The 18,947-nt window shown below is 64.1% G+C and carries 13 protein-coding genes; 3 read left to right on the top strand and 10 right to left on the bottom strand.

Going from position 1 to position 18,947, the window contains the following annotated elements; genetic code table 11:
• Nucleotides 1-4: 4 nt before the first annotated feature.
• Together HZF03_RS03475 and HZF03_RS03470 are read right to left on the bottom strand one after the other, a co-directional pair.
• The gene (locus HZF03_RS03475; protein WP_119017441.1) at nt 5-979 is read right to left on the bottom strand and encodes a Bug family tripartite tricarboxylate transporter substrate binding protein; all 975 of its coding nucleotides are present in this window, start codon (nt 977-979) and stop codon (nt 5-7) included.
• Between the two features lie 159 nt (nt 980-1,138).
• Nucleotides 1,139-2,014, bottom strand: coding sequence for an IclR family transcriptional regulator (locus tag HZF03_RS03470; RefSeq protein ID WP_119017440.1), 876 nt, complete (start codon nt 2,012-2,014; stop codon nt 1,139-1,141).
• Nucleotides 2,015-2,156: 142 nt separating this feature from the next.
• On the opposite strand from HZF03_RS03470, the gene HZF03_RS03465 reads away from it, so the two are divergent.
• Complete coding sequence (locus tag HZF03_RS03465; protein WP_119017439.1) at nt 2,157-2,336, top strand: hypothetical protein; 180 nt, start codon at nt 2,157-2,159, stop codon at nt 2,334-2,336.
• A 7-nt stretch (nt 2,337-2,343) separates the two neighbouring features.
• Here HZF03_RS03465 and HZF03_RS03460 read toward each other — a convergent pair whose 3' ends face one another.
• The 3 genes from HZF03_RS03460 to HZF03_RS03450 are packed head-to-tail and all read right to left on the bottom strand — an operon-like array spanning nt 2,344 to nt 7,216.
• Nucleotides 2,344-3,471, bottom strand: coding sequence for an ABC transporter permease (locus tag HZF03_RS03460; protein WP_119017438.1), 1,128 nt, complete (start codon nt 3,469-3,471; stop codon nt 2,344-2,346).
• A gap of 2 nt (nt 3,472-3,473) precedes the next feature.
• Nucleotides 3,474-6,188: a ribosome-associated ATPase/putative transporter RbbA gene (gene rbbA / locus HZF03_RS03455; RefSeq protein WP_011156249.1), complete on the bottom strand. Its 2,715-nt coding sequence runs from the start codon at nt 6,186-6,188 to the stop codon at nt 3,474-3,476.
• Nucleotides 6,185-7,216: an HlyD family secretion protein gene (locus tag HZF03_RS03450; RefSeq protein WP_119017502.1), complete on the bottom strand. Its 1,032-nt coding sequence runs from the start codon at nt 7,214-7,216 to the stop codon at nt 6,185-6,187. Before HZF03_RS03450 ends, rbbA begins: the two co-directional genes overlap by 4 nt.
• A gap of 159 nt (nt 7,217-7,375) precedes the next feature.
• Here HZF03_RS03450 and HZF03_RS03445 point away from each other — a divergent pair, with 159 nt between their 5' ends.
• The gene (locus tag HZF03_RS03445) at nt 7,376-7,978 is read left to right on the top strand and encodes a TetR/AcrR family transcriptional regulator (RefSeq protein ID WP_234803283.1); all 603 of its coding nucleotides are present in this window, start codon (nt 7,376-7,378) and stop codon (nt 7,976-7,978) included.
• A gap of 66 nt (nt 7,979-8,044) precedes the next feature.
• Nucleotides 8,045-10,078 (top strand): YgiQ family radical SAM protein, encoded by a 2,034-nt coding sequence (locus tag HZF03_RS03440; protein ID WP_119017437.1) that lies wholly within the window; start codon nt 8,045-8,047, stop codon nt 10,076-10,078.
• A 14-nt stretch (nt 10,079-10,092) separates the two neighbouring features.
• On the opposite strand, the gene gltA is transcribed toward HZF03_RS03440, so the two are convergent.
• The 5 genes from gltA to HZF03_RS03415 form a co-directional block, all read right to left on the bottom strand.
• Nucleotides 10,093-13,077: an NADPH-dependent glutamate synthase gene (gltA, locus tag HZF03_RS03435; protein WP_119017436.1), complete on the bottom strand. Its 2,985-nt coding sequence runs from the start codon at nt 13,075-13,077 to the stop codon at nt 10,093-10,095.
• Between the two features lie 326 nt (nt 13,078-13,403).
• On the bottom strand, nt 13,404-14,855 hold the full coding sequence (boxB, locus tag HZF03_RS03430; protein WP_119017435.1) for a benzoyl-CoA 2,3-epoxidase subunit BoxB: 1,452 nt from the start codon (nt 14,853-14,855) through the stop codon (nt 13,404-13,406).
• Nucleotides 14,856-15,024: 169 nt separating this feature from the next.
• Nucleotides 15,025-16,719: a 2,3-epoxybenzoyl-CoA dihydrolase gene (gene boxC / locus HZF03_RS03425; RefSeq protein WP_119017434.1), complete on the bottom strand. Its 1,695-nt coding sequence runs from the start codon at nt 16,717-16,719 to the stop codon at nt 15,025-15,027.
• A gap of 128 nt (nt 16,720-16,847) precedes the next feature.
• Nucleotides 16,848-17,669: an alpha/beta fold hydrolase gene (locus HZF03_RS03420; protein ID WP_119017433.1), complete on the bottom strand. Its 822-nt coding sequence runs from the start codon at nt 17,667-17,669 to the stop codon at nt 16,848-16,850.
• Between the two features lie 35 nt (nt 17,670-17,704).
• Nucleotides 17,705-18,817, bottom strand: a complete 1,113-nt coding sequence (locus HZF03_RS03415; RefSeq protein ID WP_119017432.1) for a Zn-dependent alcohol dehydrogenase — start codon at nt 18,815-18,817, stop codon at nt 17,705-17,707.
• Between the last annotated feature and the right edge of the window lie 130 nt (nt 18,818-18,947).

Here is an 18,947-nt window from a genome sequence, read left to right as displayed (position 1 = left end):
CCGCTCAATTCTCTCTGAGGCCGGCCTCCTCGATCACGCGGCTCCACTTCGCGGTCTCGGCATCGATGAAGGCCGCGAAGTCCGAACCATTCAATCCGTGCGCCTCGAGCCCCTGAGCGATCAGCTTCTTCTTCACGTCGGCATCGCCGAGCGCCCGCAGCACCGCGTCCTGCAGCCGGTCGATAATGGGCGCAGGCGTGGCCGCCGGCGCCATGAAGCCGTACCAGCCGGTGGCGACGATCTGTGGGAAGCCCAGTTCGACCAGCGTCGGCGCGTCCGGATAGATCGCGCTGCGCTGGGCCGAGCCGGCACCAAGCACGCGGAAGTTCCCGGCCTGGATGTGCGGCAGTGCCGAGCTGATCGCCGTGAAGGTGGCGTCGACACGTCCCGCAAGGAGTTCGGTATAGGCCGCAGCGTCGCCGCGCAGCGGCACGTTCAGGCCCTTGACGCCGGCGATCCTGAACAGCAGCTCGGCCGCAAGATGCGGCTGCGAACCTGGCCCGGGCGAGCCGAACGTCAGCCCCTCCGGCTTCGACTTGCCGTAGGCGATCAGGTCCGGCAGCGTCTTGAAATCGGACTTGGCGTTGACGATCAGGAAGATCGGCGCGAACGCCGCCATCGCCACCGGCCGCAAGTCACGGCGTTGATAGTTCAGCTTGCCGAACAGCGCTTCCGCCGTGGCATACGGCGCCGCGGCATACAGGAAGGTGTAACCGTCGGGCTGGCTGTGCGCGACCATCTCGTTGGCAAGGCGGGTGCCGGCGCCGGGCTTATTCTCGACGATGAACTGCTGGTGCAGCTCGCGCTCGAGGAAATCGTTGATGATCCGCAGCGAGATGTCGTTGGCGCCACCGGCGCCGTAGGGCGAAATCGTCTTGACGATGCGAGACGGCCAGTCGGGGGCCGCACGCGCCGGCCAGGAGGAAGCTGTGAACGCAGCAGCGGTGCTGGCAAGTAGCGCGCGGCGGGTGATCGGCATGGCGTCCCTCCTTGTGGTTTGAAGCTGCTGGCGCGACGTCAGTCGAAGCGTGAACGCGGCCGCAACTCCCCGCGGCGCGACCTGCAGGTTTCTCTCCCTGCGGGGCGTTATCCAACAATGCGCATGCCGCTACGCGTGCAGCGGCGGGCGATCGTCGTCTCACCTCGTATTGGTCTTGGCCGGCCGCACGCGCGGCGCGGCAGGTTCCGGATCGACGCCGAGCGCGCGGATACTCTCCGCCAGCGCACGAACGCGCGGTCCGATTTCGTCTTCGAGCTGACCGGGCTGCAATCGAAACGCCGGGATGCCGCAATTGATCGCGAACGAACGATCGCGCAGCCGGAACAGCGGCGCCGCGACGGCATGAATCGCCGGGAGGTAATCGCCGAAACAGGTACAGAATTGCCGCTCGGCACATTGCCGCAGCCCGTCGCGATACAGATCGCGATGGCTCGCCCACATCGCCCCATCGGCGGCTTCGAGTTGCCGTTCGAGTCTTTCGGCCTCTGCCTCCGGCAGCGTCGAGGCGGCGGCCCGGCCCATCGCGGTGCGAACCACCGGTATCGGCATCCCGATGTCGGGCGTGTGCGGCCCGACATCGCCCGATCGCGCGGTCTCGACGTAAACCACCGATGGGCCGTCGAGCAGGCCGATCGAGACGGTGCCGCGCACGCTGTAGGCGAGATCCTGCATCAGCGGCCGCGCCAACTGGCGGAACGGCATACCGGCGAGTAGCGGATGCAGCATCCGCAAGGCGCGCCCGCCTACCGCGTATTTGGCGACGAGCGCGTCGTGGTTCAGGTAACCGAGCTCGGCGAGCGTATGGGTCAGCCGGGCAACCGTCGGCCGCGGAATCCCGGTGCGGACCGAGATCTCCATATTGCCGAGCAGCCCACCGCCCTCGAACGCCTCAAGCACCACAAGTCCCTTAGCAAGCGTCGTCGCAAACGCCCCATCGCTGGCGCTTTCGGCTAGCAGAGCTTCGGCGGATTGGCTCGGCATAAAGGTCGAGCGGACGCGGGCTGTATCAGTCATATTCCAAGTATCTGGAAGAACTCTAAACTTGTCCAATTAATTGCGTATCGGTTCACATAGCGTCCGACATGTGGACAAAACTGCTCACCAAACTAAGCAACCGATTTGGGGGTGGTGCGTTGACGGACAGGAGGAACTCGCCATGAGTGACCACAAGGAACTCGAGCCTCAGGATTTCCCGATCGAAACCGATCAGACCGCGCTGAAGACCAGCGACGGTCAGCCGATCGCCGAAGCCAAAAGCAAGAAGCTCGCCGACGACATCGCCGACCGCCTTAACGAGCAGGCGTATCGTGACGAGCAGGACTGCTGGTCCGCCTGACGCGGCGTCAGTCCTGCGCTGAGATGGTCTTGGCGAAGCGGATACGGCAGATCGCAAGCGTGACGACGCCGATGACGAGCAACGCCAGAAGTTGACGCCAGACCAGATCAAGGCCTGCGCCGCGGTACAGAACCGCTTGGGAGAACGAGACGAATTGCGTGTTCGGCGTAAACTGCATGACGAACTGCAGCCAAGGTGGCATCGTCTCGATTGGGGTGCTCGCGCCTGAGAGAAGATAGAGAATGACGATCACCGGGATCGCCAGCAGACCGAACTGCGGCATCGTACGGGCATAGGTCGCCAGCAGCAGACCGAGCGCCGTCACCGAAAACATAAACAGCACCATACCGAAGGTGAATAGTGGCACCGACCCGATGATCGGCACGCCCAGCACGCCTTTGACCATGAACTGCAGCGACAGCAGCGCGGCGATGACGATCACAGCGCCGTTGGCGATGATCTTCGACAGCATGATGTCGAGCGGCCTCACCGGCATTACCAACAGATGCTCGATGGTGCCGCGCTCACGCTCCCGGATCAGCGCGGCGCCGGTGAGGATGATCGAGAGCGTCGCGATGTTGTTGATCACCTGCATCACCGAGGTGAACCAGGCCGAGTTCAGATTCGGATTGAACTTGGCGTGCATCACCAGGTTGACCGGATTATCTGTGGAGCCGGAATCCTTGCGCAGGTAGGCAGCTGTTTCGCGCAACACAATGTTCTGGATATCGACCGCACCGTTGCCGGCGATCGCCATCGCGGTCGCATCGACATCGATCTGCAAGGTGGGTTTTTTGCCGGATAGTGCGTCGGACTCGAATTTTGGCGGGATCTCGACGACGAACACGTAGCGACCGGTGTCCATCGACGAATCGATCTCCGACGGAGCGATGGGCTCGGCGGCGCGGAACAGCGGTGGCAGCATCGCGGCTGCGATCCGGCGCGACAGCTCGGAATGATCCTCGTCCACCACAGCGACTCGCGCGGCCTCCACCTCCAGTTTGGCGCCAGTGGCGATCGTGTAGATTGCGACGGTGAACACGTAGACGATGAAGCCGAGCAGGATCGGGTCAGCCCACAGGCTGCGCAATTCCTTGCCGGTGAGGCGATAGATATGCCGTAGCATCGAGCCCATCGTCATGCCTCCTGCTTGCGCAGCGCAAGGATCGCACCAATCAGATAGACGAGACCAAAACCGAACAGGATCAGCAGGTTCGGCGCCAGCATCCAGAAGCCCATGCCTTTGGTGAAGGCGCCGATGCTAACCTCTTGAAACCAGGCGGCAGGGAACGCCTCGCCGAACAGCCGCCCGACCTGCGACAACGACGACACTGGCACCAACAGACCCGAGAAGTTGACGGCCGGAATGATCGAGATGATCGCGACGATGAAGATCGCAGCGATCTGGGTGCTCAGGAACGATGAGAACAGCACACCCAGCGCCGTAGTGGAGAACACATAGAGCAGCGCGCCGCCGACCAGTGCAATGACCGAGCCTCGCACCGGAACACCGAAGATCACGATTGCCCCGAGCAGCAACAGCAGGAAGCTGAAGAACGACAGCAGCGCGTAAGGGATCTGCTTGCCGAGCAGGAATTCCGTCGCGGTCACAGGTGTCGAACGGAAGTTCGTGATCGAGCCGACTTCCTTCTCGCGGACCACGCCGACGGCGGTGAGCATCGCCGGGATCAGCATCAGGATCAGCGTAATCACGCCGGGAATGATCGAGTACACGCTCTTGAATGCCTGGTTGTAGCGGAACCGGGTTTCGATGTTGATCGGCGCGGTCGGCGAGGCCATCGCATGCCGCCGATACTGCTCGGCCAGATAGGCCTGCGACAAGCCGGTGACGTAGGATCGAATGGTCTCGGCGCGGAACGGCATCGCACCGTCGATCCACACCGCCACTTCCGGCGACTTGTTGGTCAACAGGTCGCGTCCGAAACCGTGGGGGACTTCGATCACCAGCTTCAATTCACCGCTGGCAAGTCGGCGATCGATCTCCGCCGCGGATTTGATATCCGGTGCCTGCTGGAAGTAGCGCGACCCGGAGAAGCTCTCGAGCAGTTCTCTGCTTTCCAGCGTGTTGTCCTGGTCGTACACCGCGTAGGTCAGGTTCTCGACGTCGAACGAGATGCCGAACCCAAAGGTCAGCATCAGCACCAGCGGGCCAAGGATCGCGAAAGCCAGCCGCAGCCGGTCGCGGAGGATCTCCATTGTCTCGCGGCGGGCATAGGCCCAGAGCCGCGCCGGATCGAACCAGCGCTGCCTGGTGTCGGCCTCGCGCGGTGCTGCGAAGCTGGTCTCTTCGCCGTCGCGCTGCGCGCCGGTCGCTTCTTCGAGGTAAGCGATAAAGGTCTGTTCGAGATCGGCAGCGCCGCGGCGCTCGACCAGTTCATGCGGCGCACCGACCGCCAGCACCTTGCCGGCGTGCATCAGTGAAATCCGATCGCAGCGCTCGGCCTCGTTCATGAAGTGGGTCGAGATGAAGATGGTGACGCCATCCTCCCGCGACAGCGCAATCAGCATCCGCCAGAACGAATCCCGCGCCACCGGATCAACGCCGGAAGTCGGCTCGTCGAGAATCAGCACCTCGGGGCGATGGATCACCGCAACCGCCAGCTGCAGCCGCTGGCGCATACCGAGCGGCAGGCTGTCGGGCCGGGAATCGGCGGCGTCGGCAAGGTCGAACCGCGTCAGCATTTCGGCAACGCGATCAGGAATCTGCGCGCTCGGCAGTTCGAACAGTTGCGCGTGCAGCAACAGGTTCTGCCGGACCGTCAGTTCCGAGTAGAGTGAGAAGCTCTGCGACATGTAGCCGACGCGCTTGCGGGTCGCCATGTCGGAGGCGTCGAGCACCTCGCCGAACAGCCGCGCCTCGCCTTCGGTCGGCGTCAGCAGGCCGGTGAGCATCTTCATCGTCGTCGACTTGCCGCAGCCGTTGGAGCCGAGGAAGCCGAAGATCTCGCCGCGCTTGATCTGGAAGTTGACGTGGTCGACCGCGGTGAAATCGCCGAACCGGCAGGTCAGGTTCTCGGCTTCGATCGCGTAGCCATCGCCGCTGTTCGGTAGCGGCGGCAGTACCACATCGGCGTAGTTGGCGCGCATCTCGGCCGGCAGCAGCGCGATGAAGGCGGCGTCGAGTGTCGGTTGCTTGGTCTGCGCCCGCAGCTCGGCGGGCGTACCGGCGCCGATGACCTTGCCGTCGTTGAGAGCAGCGAGCCAATCGAACCGCTCGGCCTCTTCCATATAGGCGGTGGCGACCAGGACGCTCATCTGCGGCCGCCGTTTGCGGATGCGATCGATCAGCTCCCAGAACTGCCGTCGCGACAGCGGGTCGACGCCGGTCGTCGGCTCATCGAGGATGAGCAGATCCGGATCGTGGATCAGCGCGCAGCACAGCGACAACTTCTGCTTCATGCCGCCGGACAATTTGCCCGCCGGCCGATCGCCGAATGGCGACAGCCCGGTGGCGCGGAGCAGGTCGGCAATGCGCGCGTTGCGCTCGGCAGCGCCCTGGCCGAACAGCCGGCCGAAGAAATCCAGATTCTCGAACACCGACAGTGTCGGATACAGATTACGTCCGAGGCCCTGCGGCATATAGGCGATCCGCGCCGCACTCTGGGCTCGATGGCGGGCGTCACGCATATCGCCGTCCAGCGCCAGCACCTCGCCGCTCTGGATCCGGCGCACGCCGGCGATCAAGGCCAGCAGAGTCGATTTGCCGACCCCGTCGGGCCCGATCAGACCGACCATCTTGCCGGCAGGCAATTCCAGCGTGACGTCGTCCAGCGCATGTGTCGCACCATAGGTGTGAGTGACATGCGTGAGACGCGCGGCGAAGCCGGTCATTGCGGCAGCTTGACCTTGAGATTATCCGGCCATTGCTTGTCGCTGTCCGTGCGCAAATACGCCATCCCGCGCACGCCGGTCTTCACCTCACGCTCGTATTTGCGTAGCAGGTCCGGCGGCAGCGTCAGCTTGACGCGGAACATCAGCTTCTCGCGCTCGTCCTTGGTTTCGACCGCCTTGGGCGTGAACTGCGCCTCGCTGGCCACGAAGGTGACTTTCGCCGGCACGACATATTGCGGGATCGCATCGAGAATCAGCCGGGCGTCCGAGCCGTAAGCCAATGCGGCGGCGACGCTCGCCGGCACAAATACCGTCATGTAGACATCGGTGAGATCAACCAGCGTCAACACGCGGGAGCCGGCACCGAGCACTTCGCCGGCCTGCGCCAACTTGTACTGAATGCGGCCGCGGCGCGGCGCCTTCAGCTGCATGTCGTCCAGCACGGTCTTGATCCGCGCGACTTCGGCGCGGGCGGCATCGATCGCAGCGGTGGCGTCACTGAGGCTCGCCTTCGCGGCAATCAGCGACGCGTCGGCGACGTTCTGCGCAGCCTGACGCTGGTCACGGATTTCCGCGGTGGAGAAGCCTTTTTCGAACAGTGCTTCGGCGCGGCCGAGCTGTTGAGCGGCGAGCTTCTGCTCACTCTCCCGCTGCAGCACCATCGCTTCAGCCACCGCCTTGCTCTGCACGGCGCGGCGCTCCTGCGCTTCGGCGGCAAGGAGCTGAGCCTGAATGTCGGAGACGTCCATCTTCACCAGAAGCTGGCCCTTCTCGACTTCGTCGCCCTCCTTCACCAGAACTTCGGCGATCCGGCCCGCCAGCTTGGTGGCGATCTCGACCTGTTCGGATTCAAGCCGGCCGTTGGCCGAGGCGAAGCCCTCGGGCAACCGCTTCGGCATCAGCTTCTGGATCAGCTTGTCGAATTTGTCGTCGGCGTGAGCCGGAAGCGGACCGGCCAAAATGCCGGCTCCGAGACACAGGGCGCTGAACAGCCGGACACCACGGCGGGTCGGGTGGAAGATCGTCATCATACGGCTCCGGAATCACGGACTGAACAGTGAGCGCCCCCGCCTCAGCTATCCCTCCGCTTGTTAAAGGCCAATTCCGCGTTGAAACGGATTGTCTGCGAAGCTCGTTCGCGGTATTGAACACAATTGTTCAAATCAGATCAAGTGTGTTCAAGGATTGTGTCCAGCCCGGCGCAGCGACAGATCTATCTGGCGGCGATGCAATTATTCGCCGAGCGCGGCCTGACGCAGATCAGCGTAACCGATTTGGCCCAGGCGGCCGGTGTCGCGCGGGGCACAGTTTACAATAACCTCGGCGACCTCACTGGCCTGTTCGACCTGGTGGTTACCAATTTGGCCACCGAATTGAATCCGCGGCTGACCGTGGCGCTGGCGGATTGCCACGAGCCGGTGCAGCGGCTCGCCACCTGGATGCGGCTATTGATCCGTCAGGCGCACGAAGAGCCGCGGCTCGGCAGGTTCGTCTGCCGGTTCGGCATGAGCTCGACGACACTACGGGTGGTCTGGGACGGACGACCGCTCGACGACCTCGCCACCGGGCTGGCGGAGCGCGGCCACAGCCTCAGTCCTGAGCAAATTGCCTCGGCTGCTAATTTCATCTCCGGCGCAGTCCTGGGTGCCATCTTTACGGGTCTCGACGGCCACCGCACGTGGGCGGACGCGGCCACCGAGACCGTGGAATGGGTGCTGGTCGGCCTCGGGGTGTCGCGCGAGGAAGCACGGAACCTGGCGGCCGGCGATCTGCCGCCGCTGCCGGAGTGATCACAGCGGCGAGACGGCAGGGACCTCGCCGTTGAACTTACCGCCCCCCGGTCTTATGCCTGGGCGATGCAGACCTCCACCGAAGTTGTGCCGCCGCTGATGTCCCGGTTCCGCCCCAGTGCGGCCCCGCGCAAGCCCGCGCCGTTCCTGCCGATGAGCCGGGCCGAGATGGATAAGCTCGGCTGGGATGCGTGCGACATCGTCTTGGTGACCGGCGACGCTTACGTCGACCATCCGAGCTTCGGCATGGCGATCATCGGCCGCCTCCTTGAATCCCAGGGTTTCCGCGTCGGCATCATCTCGCAGCCAGATTGGCAGTCCGCCGAACCGTTCAAGGCGCTTGGCAAGCCGCGGGTGTTCTTCGGCGTCACCGGCGGCAACATGGACTCGATGGTCAACCGCTACACGGCGGACCGCAGGCTGCGCCATGACGACGCCTACACGCCGAACGGCGAAGGCGGCAAACGGCCGGACCGCTGCACGCTGGTCTATGCGCAGCGTTGCCGCGAAGCGTTCAAAGACGTGCCGATCATTCTCGGCGGCATCGAAGCCTCACTGCGCCGGATCGCGCATTACGATTACTGGTCCGACAAAGTTCGTCGCTCGGTGCTGGCTGACGCCAAGGCCGATCTGTTGCTGTACGGCAATGCCGAGCGCGCGGTTATCGAAGTCGCACATCGTTTGGCTGCGGGTGAGGCGCCACGCGAACTCGAGGATATCCGCGGTGTCGCGCTGTTCCGTCGCGTGCCTGAGAACACCATCGAGCTGCACGCCGACGATCTCGACGCAGCCGACGAAGGCGCGCGCCAGGTGCGTGGCGACGTCGTCATCCGGCTGCCGAGCTGTGAGCAGGTCGAGCAGGACAAGGAAGCCTATGCCCGCGCCTCGCGCGTGCTGCACCGGGAAAGCAACCCCGGTAACGCGCGGCCCTTGGTGCAGCGTCACGGCGATCGCGACCTGTGGCTCAATCCGCCGCCGATTCCGCTGACGACTGAAGAAATGGACTCGGTCTACGATCTGCCCTACGCCCGCGCCCCGCATCCGTCCTACGGCAATGCCAAGATCCCGGCGTGGGACATGATCAAGACCTCGGTGACGATCATGCGCGGCTGCTTCGGCGGCTGTACCTTCTGCTCGATCACCGAACACGAAGGCCGCATCATCCAGAGCCGGTCGGAAGCCTCGATCCTGCAAGAGATCGAGAAGATTCGCGACAAGACGCCAGGCTTCACCGGCGTGATCTCGGATATCGGCGGGCCTACCGCGAATATGTACCGGATGGCCTGCAAGGACCCGAATATCGAGTCGTCCTGCCGCAAGCCGTCCTGCGTGTTTCCGGACATTTGCCCGAACCTCAACACCTCGCACGATGACCTGATCCGGCTGTATCGCAAAGTGCGCGAGGTGAAGGGCATCAAGAGGGTGATGGTGGCGTCGGGCGTGCGCTACGATCTCGCCGTCAAAAGCCCGGCCTACATCAAGGAGCTGGTGAGCCATCACGTCGGCGGCTACTTGAAGATCGCGCCGGAGCACACCGAGCGCGGCCCGCTCGACAAGATGATGAAGCCGGGCATCGGCACCTATCATCGCTTCAAGCAAATGTTCGAGGCCGCCGCCAAACAGGCCGGCAAACAGTACTATCTGATCCCGTATTTCATCGCGGCTCATCCGGGAACCACGGACGAGGATATGATGAACCTCGCGCTGTGGCTGAAGCGCAATCGCTACCGTGCCGACCAGGTGCAGACCTTCCTGCCCTCGCCGATGGCGACCGCGACTGCGATGTATCACACCGGCGTCAACCCGCTGCGCGGGGTGCGCCACGGCGCCAGTGAACCGGTCGAGGCAATCAAGGGACTGCGGCAGCGCCGGCTACACAAGGCGTTCCTGCGCTATCACGATCCGGACAACTGGCCGGTGCTGCGCGAGGCGTTGAAGGCAATGGGCCGTGCCGACCTGATCGGCTCGCGGCCTGACCAGCTGGTCCCGGCGCATCAGCCGCCTGGCACCGGCAAAGCCGCCGGCACCCGCCGCCCGGTGCGCGGCGACGGACCGAAGCCGCAGCGTTTCACCACTAAGGGCGTGCGGTTGGTCAAGTAACCGCGCCCGCGGGCTTACGTCAGCAGCCCGCGCTTGCCTTCCTTCCAGCGCGCGAATTCGGTCTGCAGCACCGAGACGTGCTCGTCCTCTTCGGCGGCGAGCTCGCGATAGAGCTGGCGCTCGACCGAACCGTCCGGCGTCTCGCCGACCCGGGTCTTGAAGAACGAGGCGGCGCGCCGTTCAAACTCGATCGCGGCTTCGAACAGCGTGGTCGGATCGCCGATCCGGCCTTTGACGCCGGCCATGATCGCCGCGGTGCTGAGATGGAAACCCTCGGTCGCCTGCGGAATCGCCACATGGTAGCGATTGGCCAGCGTGGTCATGTGCTCCTCTTCCATCGCGGCGAAGCTGAGGAACAGCTCCTGCAATGTCGGATCGGAGGTCTCCTTTGCGGCGCGGGCATAGAACGCGCGGCCACCAAGCTCGATCTCGAAAGCGGTGCGGATCGCCCCAAGTCCCGCCTCATCGCTAACGCCGGCGCGATCGAGCGGCTGCAGCTTGCCGCCGCAGTGCGGGCACATGCCATAGGGGAACGCGAAGCCTTCGCTGACCTTGGCACAGTTGTCGCAGCGCCACTGCAGCTCCGAACCAGCGCAGCAGATGTACTCTTCGGAGCCTTCCAGTGGCTGGTGACACTTCGGGCAATGCGCCACGCCATCCTCCTCGATCGCAGGCGCCAGCTTGCCGGCGACGAAGTCGTCGGCATCCTGCACCGTGATGGGCCACTTGGTCTTGTTCAGCCGCAGCCAGGCCGCGATCGACTTGGCGGCGCGGCGACCCGCGCTCATCGCCAAGATCACAGTCGCGCCACCGGTGACGATATCGCCGCCGGCGAACACGCCCGGCATGTTGGTCGACTGGGTGTCGTCATCGGCTGCGATGTTGCCCCACTTGTTGAGCGCGAGGCCGGGCGTCGCCTGGCCGATGATCGGATTGGGCTTGGTGCCGAGCGCGTAGATCACGGTGTCGCATTCGAGCTCGATAAACTCGTCGAGCGGCACCGGCTTGCGGCGGCCGCGCTCGTCGGCCTCGCCGAGCTCCATTTTCTGCAGCCGCACCGCACGAACGTCGCCGCTTTCGGTGACAAGAATCTCCACCGGCGAGTGCAGGAAGAAGAAATCGACTCCCTCCTCCTTGGCGTGGCGGATTTCCTCGATGCGGGCCGGCGCTTCAGCCTCGGAGCGGCGATACACGCAGCGCACCGTCGCGGCGCCGACGCGGCGGGCGACGCGCAGGCAGTCCATCGCGGTGTTGCCGGCACCGATCACGATAACGCTGTTGCCGACGCTGACCGGCGTGTCGAGATACGGGAAGCGGTCGCCGCCCATGAGGTTGATACGAGTGAGGAACTCGTTGGCCGAATAGACCCGGCCGGCGAACTCACCGGGAATACCCAGGAAGGTCGGCGCACCGGCGCCCGCCGCCACGAACACCGCGTCGAAGCCGCGTCCATTCATCAACTGTTCGATGGTGAAGGTCTTGCCGACGACCTTGTTGGTCTCGAACTTGACGCCGATGTCCTTCAGCCGCTGGATTTCGCGATCGATGATGTCGCGCGGCAGCCGGAACGACGGAATGCCGTATTGCAGCACGCCGCCGAGCACGTGCAGCGCCTCGTACACCGTGGTCTCGACATTGTAGCGGGTGAGATCAGCGGCGGCGGCGAGGCCAGCCGGACCGGAGCCGACGATCGCGACCTTGCCGATGGCTTTGCTGAGATCGATCGGCTTGCTCTTCGGCGCCCGCGCATTGTCGCCGATGAAGCGCTCAAGCCGGCCGATCGCGACCGGCTCATGCTTCTTGTATTTGCGGATGATGCACTGCGCTTCGCACTGGGTCTCCTGCGGACAGACGCGGCCGCAGATCGATGGGAAGATGCTCGACTGATAGATCGTCTCCAGCGCGGCGTCGAAATCGCGGAACAGGATGTTGCGGATGAAAACCGGAATGTCGATCCCGACCGGGCAGCCGGCGACGCAGGTCGGTGTGATGCACTGGATGCAGCGCTCGGCTTCCTGCAGGGCTTCCTCGACCGAATAGCCGAGATTGACTTCCTTGAAGTTGGTGGCGCGCTCGTGGGCATCGCGCTCCGGCATCGGCGTCTGATGCGGCGGCAGCGTCGCCAGCTTCTTGTAGTTGCGCTTGCCCTCGACGATCAGCTGCTTTTCCAGATTGCAGACATGGGCGAAGTGTTCATTCGCCTTGTCTTCCTCGGTCTTGAACCGCTTCTGGCGCGCATGCAACTCGTGGAAGTCGACCTTGTGGCCGTCGAAATCCGGGCCGTCGACACAGGCGAACTTCACTTCGCCACCGACCGTGACGCGGCACGAACCGCACATGCCGGTGCCATCGACCATGATGGTGTTGAGCGACACCATGGTCTTGACGCCGTGCGGACGGGTCGTCTCGACGCAAGCGTGCATCATCGGCATCGGGCCGATCGCCACCACCTTGTCGGGCTTCTGCTGGGTGATCACCCGCTCCAGCGCTGCGGTGACGAGGCCGGGCTCGCCGTAGCTGCCGTCATCGGTGCAGATGATCAGTTCGTCGGCGAACTCGCGGAACTTGTCTTCCCAAAACACCAGATCCTTGGTGCGGAAGCCCATGATCGCGGTGGTGCGCGCGCCGGATTGCTTGAAGGCGCGAAGCTGCGGGAAGATCGGCGCGACGCCGAGGCCGCCGCCGACGAACACCACGTGATCGACCTTATCGATGTGTTGCGGCAGGCCGAGCGGCCCGACGAAATCCTCGAACGCCTCACCTTCCTTGAACTTGTCGCGCATCTCTCGCGTGGTCTTGCCGAGCGCCTGGACGACGACGGTCACCAGTCCCTTGTCGCGATCGAAATCGGCAACGGTGAGCGGAATGCGCTCGGCACCGTCGTAGAGACGCAGCATCACGAAATGGCCGGGCTCGGCCGAAGCCGCGATATCCGGCGCCTCGACGTCCCACAGAAAGGTCGCGTCCGAGAACTGCTCGCGTCGCACAATACGATACATGGTGACAGCACAGATTGGTCCGAGGCCGGCGAACGGCGTCGAAAGGTGAAGGGAAAGCGGCCCAAAATAGCCAACGAGCGCCAAATTGATTTGACTTCGGTCATGTCCGGTCCGGTGCCGCACGCTTGCCGGCGGGCCCCATCTTCGTGGTCACCATCAACGGATTGGGCTGATTTGTGCGCCATTCACCGGCGCTGACGGGCAACACACGAGACTCCGCTCGGCGTTCCGACCGCATGACCGGCCTGCAAAGGCCGCCCCGCTTTCGGCGGGGCGGCCTTAGACATAGGTCTAATAACGAGAGCGCCGCGACAGCGCGGCGCGCCTCAGGTCTCGATCTTGACGTACTCGAAATCGCCGGGACGATTGTCGATGCCAACCTTCGGCGGCGAGATCCACGGCGCGTACTGCCCGGGCTCGGACACCGGCACCATCAGCGAGGCGATGAACTCTCCGTCGTCGGCCGACGGCAGCCATTCGTGGCGCCGCTTGGCCCAGGTCGCCGGATCGATCAGCACGCCGTCCGGTGTCGCTTCGACGTCCTTGAACTCGCCGATCTGGCGATGGAATGCGACATGCGGCAGCTTGAGCTGGAAATCGTAGCCGGCGGTGGTGATCACCTTGTTCCAGCGCAACAGGCCCTTGACGCAGTCCTGCGAGTAATCGTCGCGCAGCCGCATGTTGAGCGCGGTGAGCGCCGGTTCGTCGACCCGCTTGATCTCGCCGTCGACCAGCTTCAGCACCGGATAGGTGTCGCGCTCAAGCTTGTGGTCGTCCTGGATCTGGGTCTCGTGGAAGCGCCCCTTGATGCCGGCATTGAAGGCGTTGGCGGCGTTGGTCGAAACTTCCGAACCGAACAGATCGAGTGACAGCGAGTAGTGCAGATTGAGCTTCTTCTGCACAGTCGGCAGGTCGATGACGCCGAGCGCGCGCACCTTGTCGACATCGGTCGGATCGGTGATCCCGGCGACACGCATCGCGTCGCAGGTCCGCTGCACCACCCGGCTGATGCCGGTCTCGCCGACGAACATATGGTGCGCTTCTTCGGTCAGCATGAACCGGCAGGTGCGCGACAGAGGATCGAAGCCCGACTGCGCCAGGCTATGCAGCTGCATCTTGCCGTCGCGGTCGGTGAAGTAGGTGAACATGAAGAACGACAGCCAGTCCGGCGTGGCCTCGTTGAACGCGCCCAGCATCCGCGGTGCGTCGTCCGAGCCGGAACGGCGGCGGAGCAGACCATCGGCCTCCTCACGGCCGTCGCGGCCGAAATATTTCTGCAGCAGATAAACCATCGCCCACAGATGGCGGCCTTCTTCGACGTTGACCTGGAACAGGTTGCGCATGTCGTAGAGCGACGGCGCGGTCTTGCCGAGATGGCGCTGCTGCTCCACCGAGGCCGGCTCGGTGTCGCCCTGGATCACGATCAGCCGGCGCAGCATCGCACGGTGCTCGCCCGGCACCTCCTGCCAGGCCGGCTCGCCATAATGCTGGCCGAACGGCACGACGCGGCCCTCCTCCTTCGGAGCCAGCAGAATACCCCAGCGATAGTCTGGCATCTTGACGTAGTCGAACTTTGCCCAACCGCGCGGGTCGACCGAATACGCCGTGCGCAAATACACCAGCGACTCCTGGAAACCCTCCGGCCCCATGTCGTTCCACCAGTCGATATAGCCAGGATGCCATCCCTCGAGCGCCTTCAGCACCTGGCGATCGGAACCGAGATCGACGTTGTTGGGAATCTTGGTCGAGTAGTCGACGTGCATGATGTTCATATTCATCGGCGGCTCCCGGGTTGATCGCGGTATCAATCACCGTCATTGCGAGGGGCGAAGCGACGAAGCAATCCAGGGCCTCGCGCGCGGTCCTGGATTGCTTCGCTACGCTCGCAATGACGAAGCAGATGTCTCGTTTCAGCGAGAGCGCGCCACATCAAGCTGATCGCGCGTGTCAGACTCTCGTCATATCGAATTGTGGCTTCTGGCCGCTGCCGTAGCGGCGCAGCGCGCCGACTTCGCCGACCGCATTAGGACGCTGGAAGATCCAGTTCTGCCAGGCGGTGAGCCGGGCGAAGATTTTCGATTCCATCGTCTCGGGACCGACGAAGCGCAGGTTGGCTTCCATGCCGGAGAGGCTGTCGGGCGAAAACGACGCGCGCTCTTCCAGGAAGACGCGGACCTCGTCGTCCCAATCGATATCGTCGAGCGCAAATGTGACCAGACCGAGCGTCTCAGCCGCCTCGGCGTCGAGCGCTTCGCCAGTTTTGCTCTGCACCGCCGCGTGGTCGGCCGGATCAGCTTGGAAGCGCGACTGCAGCCGGGTGAGACCGTGGCTCATCGGATAGGCGCCGAAGTTCAGCGCCGACAGCGTCAGCATCGGCGGCGGACGGTTGTCGCCGTCGCGAGAGCCAATCAGCATGTAGCTGCGGTCGGCGGCGAACACGAGCTCCGCCAGCGTGCCGGCGAAGCACGAGCCTGGCTCGACTAGCGTGACCAGAGAACGCGACGTGACGTCGACGCGCTTCAGTACGCGCTTCCAGAAGTGACGGATTTCGTTGACCAGCCAGTGGCCTTTGTGCGCTTCGAGCAGCGCGTCATAGGCCAGGACTTGCTCGGCATCACCGTGGGACTTGAACACCCAGAGTCCCAATTCCGGTTCGTTCAGCCGCAGATGCAGGATGGCGTCGTCGAGTTCGCGAGCGAGCTGCAACGGCCAGAACGCAGCGCCCTGCGCTTGCAATGCATCGATCGAAGTCGGCGGAGCCGCGTCCGGGCCCGTCAGCGTGATGGTCGCGATCCGGGCGGTACGATCGATCTCGACGCCGACCAATCCATAGCGCACGCTGGTGTCGTCGAATTGGCGCTGCAGCGGCGTCAACGGGACACCCGCGCCGCTTCCGTTGCGCGGGGAAGCCGCAGCAAGCTCACTGGCGCGCTCAGTCACCTTCGCGTCAAGCTTGGTAGTGGCGACGATATCGTCGACCAGCCGCCACTGCACCGCGCGCTTGCCCTTGATGCCTTCTTCGATGGTGCAGAACACGTCGGCGTGGTCGCGGCGCACCTTGCGCTTATCGATGACGCGGGTCAGGCCGCCGGTGCCCGGCAGCACCGCAAGTAGAGGCACTTCCGGCAACGCCACTGCAGCCGAACCGTCGTCAGCCATAATGATGTGATCGGCGGCGAGCGCGAGTTCGTAGCCGCCGCCGGCCGCGGTGCCGTTGATCACCGCGATGCTGCGCTGGCCGGAATGCTGCGAGGAATCCTCGATGCCATTGCGGGTTTCGTTGGTGAACTTGCAGAAGTTGACTTTGTGGACATGGCTGGCGCCGGCGAGCATCCGGATGTTGGCGCCGGCGCAGAACACCCGGTTCTTGCCGGAGCGAAGTAGGATGACTTTCACGGCCGGATGCTCAAACCGAAGCCGCTGCATCGCGTCGGCAAGCTCGATGTCGACTCCGAGATCGTAGGAATTCAGCTTGAGCTGGTAGCCCTCGAACAGGCCGCCGTTCTCGTCGACATCGAGGGTGAGCGTCGCGATCTCGCCATCGACCGTCAGCTTCCAATGCCGGTAGCGGGACGGCTCGGTCTGAAAATCGACCCGCACAGCTCCGTTCGCGAGCGGACGCGTGTCTGCGGCCTCGGCCATGGCGGCTCCCTGCGTTTCCTCTTGCTTCTAATATGCATTATAATTCATGTTTTACCGTGAAGTCCAGCCGCAAATGCGACTTTGATGCATTTTAATGCGATTGAGCTTAGTCCGCGATCGATGGCTGATTAGGCCGCGCGGCCGTCACTCGCTTCGGCATGGCCGTTCAGAATGCGGTCCGCGAAGCCGGCGACCAGCCGCAGCGTTGCGTCGGCGGCTTCGCGATGCGGCGAATGCCCCGCTCCCGCGAGGAGTTCGACTTCGAGCGGGCAGTAGCATTCCGAACGTGCGATCTCGATTTGCCGCATCGTTCCATATTGATCGGTCTCGCCCTGCACGATCTGCAGCGGCACCCGGATGTAAGCGAGCGAGTCGGCGATGTCCCAGGCGCGGAACGCCGGATTGAGCCAGGCGTCGTTCCAGCCATAAAAGGCATTGTCGACGTCGTCGTGCCAGCGCGCCAGCTTGGCTCGCAGCTCTGTCGTCTCGTAGGTGGTCCGGATCGCCGCGATCGACGCAACCGAAATGTCTTCGACGACGAAGTGGGGCGCGATCAGCGAGACGCCGCGGATGCGGTGATCTGCGACACCGCCCGCATACAGCGCCGCAATCGAGGCCCCATCGGAGTGCCCGACCAGCAGTCCGCGGCGAAAACCGATTCGATCGAGCACCTGCGGCAGCACCTGCAGGGCCTCGCGATGCATGTAATCGGGCAGGCGTGGCAACGAGGCCGGCGTCGAGCGGCCATAACCGGCGCGGGAATACACGAACACACCGGCGCCGGTCATGGCCGCGAGTCTGTCCGGAAACTCGCCCCACAGCGCCGCGGAGCCCAAACCTTCGTGCAGCAGCACGAGAGTCGGCGCGACGTCCGGCTGCGGGCCGATAAAGCGATACTCCAGCTGGGCAGCTTCGATCGCGAGTGTGCCGGTCGGGGACAAGCCTGCCATTGTTCTTCCTTTTGTCATCAGCTTGCGCACTGAATTCAGTCGATCAACACCACGCCGCGCAGGTTCCGCCCGGCATCGAGGTCAGCATAGCCTTGGTTGATCTCGTCGAGCCGATAGGTCCGGCTGATCAGCTCACCGAGCTTGAGGTCGCCGCGGCGATAGAGACCCAGCAGTTCGGGGATCTGCAGCCGCGGGCTGGCGAAGCCGTATACAGCACCCATGACTGCCTTCTGGGTGGCGAACAGCTCCAGCGGCGGCACGTCGATCTGCTTGACGGTGTCGGGCGTAATCGCGGTGACCACCACGTTGCCAGCCTTGGTGGTGGCACGAAACGCCGGCAGCAGCGTCTCGGCGGGATTGATGCAGACGAAAGCGTGATCGACGCCGATTCCTTCGGTCAGCGCCAGCACCGTGCTGATCAGCTCATCGCCTTGCGCCGTGGTGCCATGCGTGGCGCCGAAATCCCGCGCCCATTCAAGTTTCTGCGCGACGATGTCGGCGGCGATGATCATCGACGCGCCGCAGAGTTTTGCGCCCTGCACCACGTTCATGCCGTCGCCGCCGCAACCGACCACCAGAACCGTATCGCCCGGCTTGACGCGCGCCCGATACCGCGCGGCGCCGACGCCGGCCGGCACGCCGCACGCGATCAGGCTGGCATGATCGAGCGGAACGTCCTTATCGATCACCAGCACCGAAGCCTGATCGACCACCGTGGCCTCCGCAAACGCTCCGATCATGCAGAACGCACCGACGTCGCGGCCACCGGCATCGCGCCGGCGGAAGCTCCCATCGAGCTGTGGGCCATGCGTGATGCGCGGCCCCTCGGCGCATAGATGATGCAATCCGCGCTGGCACCAACGACAGCGGCCGCAGCCGGGAATGAAGGTGAGCACCACGTGATCGCCCGGCGCGACGCCTCGCACTCGGTCGCCGATCGCCTCGACGATACCCGCGGCTTCATGGCCCAGCACCATCGGCTGCATCGCGACCCGGCGCTCGCCGCGCATCACGTGATAGTCGGTGCGGCACAGACCAATTGCGGCGAGCCGCACCAGCACTTCGGTCGGCCGCGGCGGATCCAGCACGATCCGCTCGACGCGTAGCGCAGCCCCGACTTCCCGAAACACGGCCGCCCGAATGTCCATGCCCGCAGGTTAGCAGCGGTTCGCAAGTTTTCAACGCACCTCGAAGGGGCTGCGTGGTCATTGCTGCGCAACATCGCGCTGCAATGCAGCACAATTTCGTACCGGAATGCACAAAATAGTTGATGGCGAT

The organism is Rhodopseudomonas palustris, from assembly GCF_013415845.1.
In the GTDB taxonomy this organism is placed as follows: domain Bacteria; phylum Pseudomonadota; class Alphaproteobacteria; order Rhizobiales; family Xanthobacteraceae; genus Rhodopseudomonas; species Rhodopseudomonas palustris_F.
This window is presented reverse-complemented; position numbering and strand designations above follow the sequence as displayed.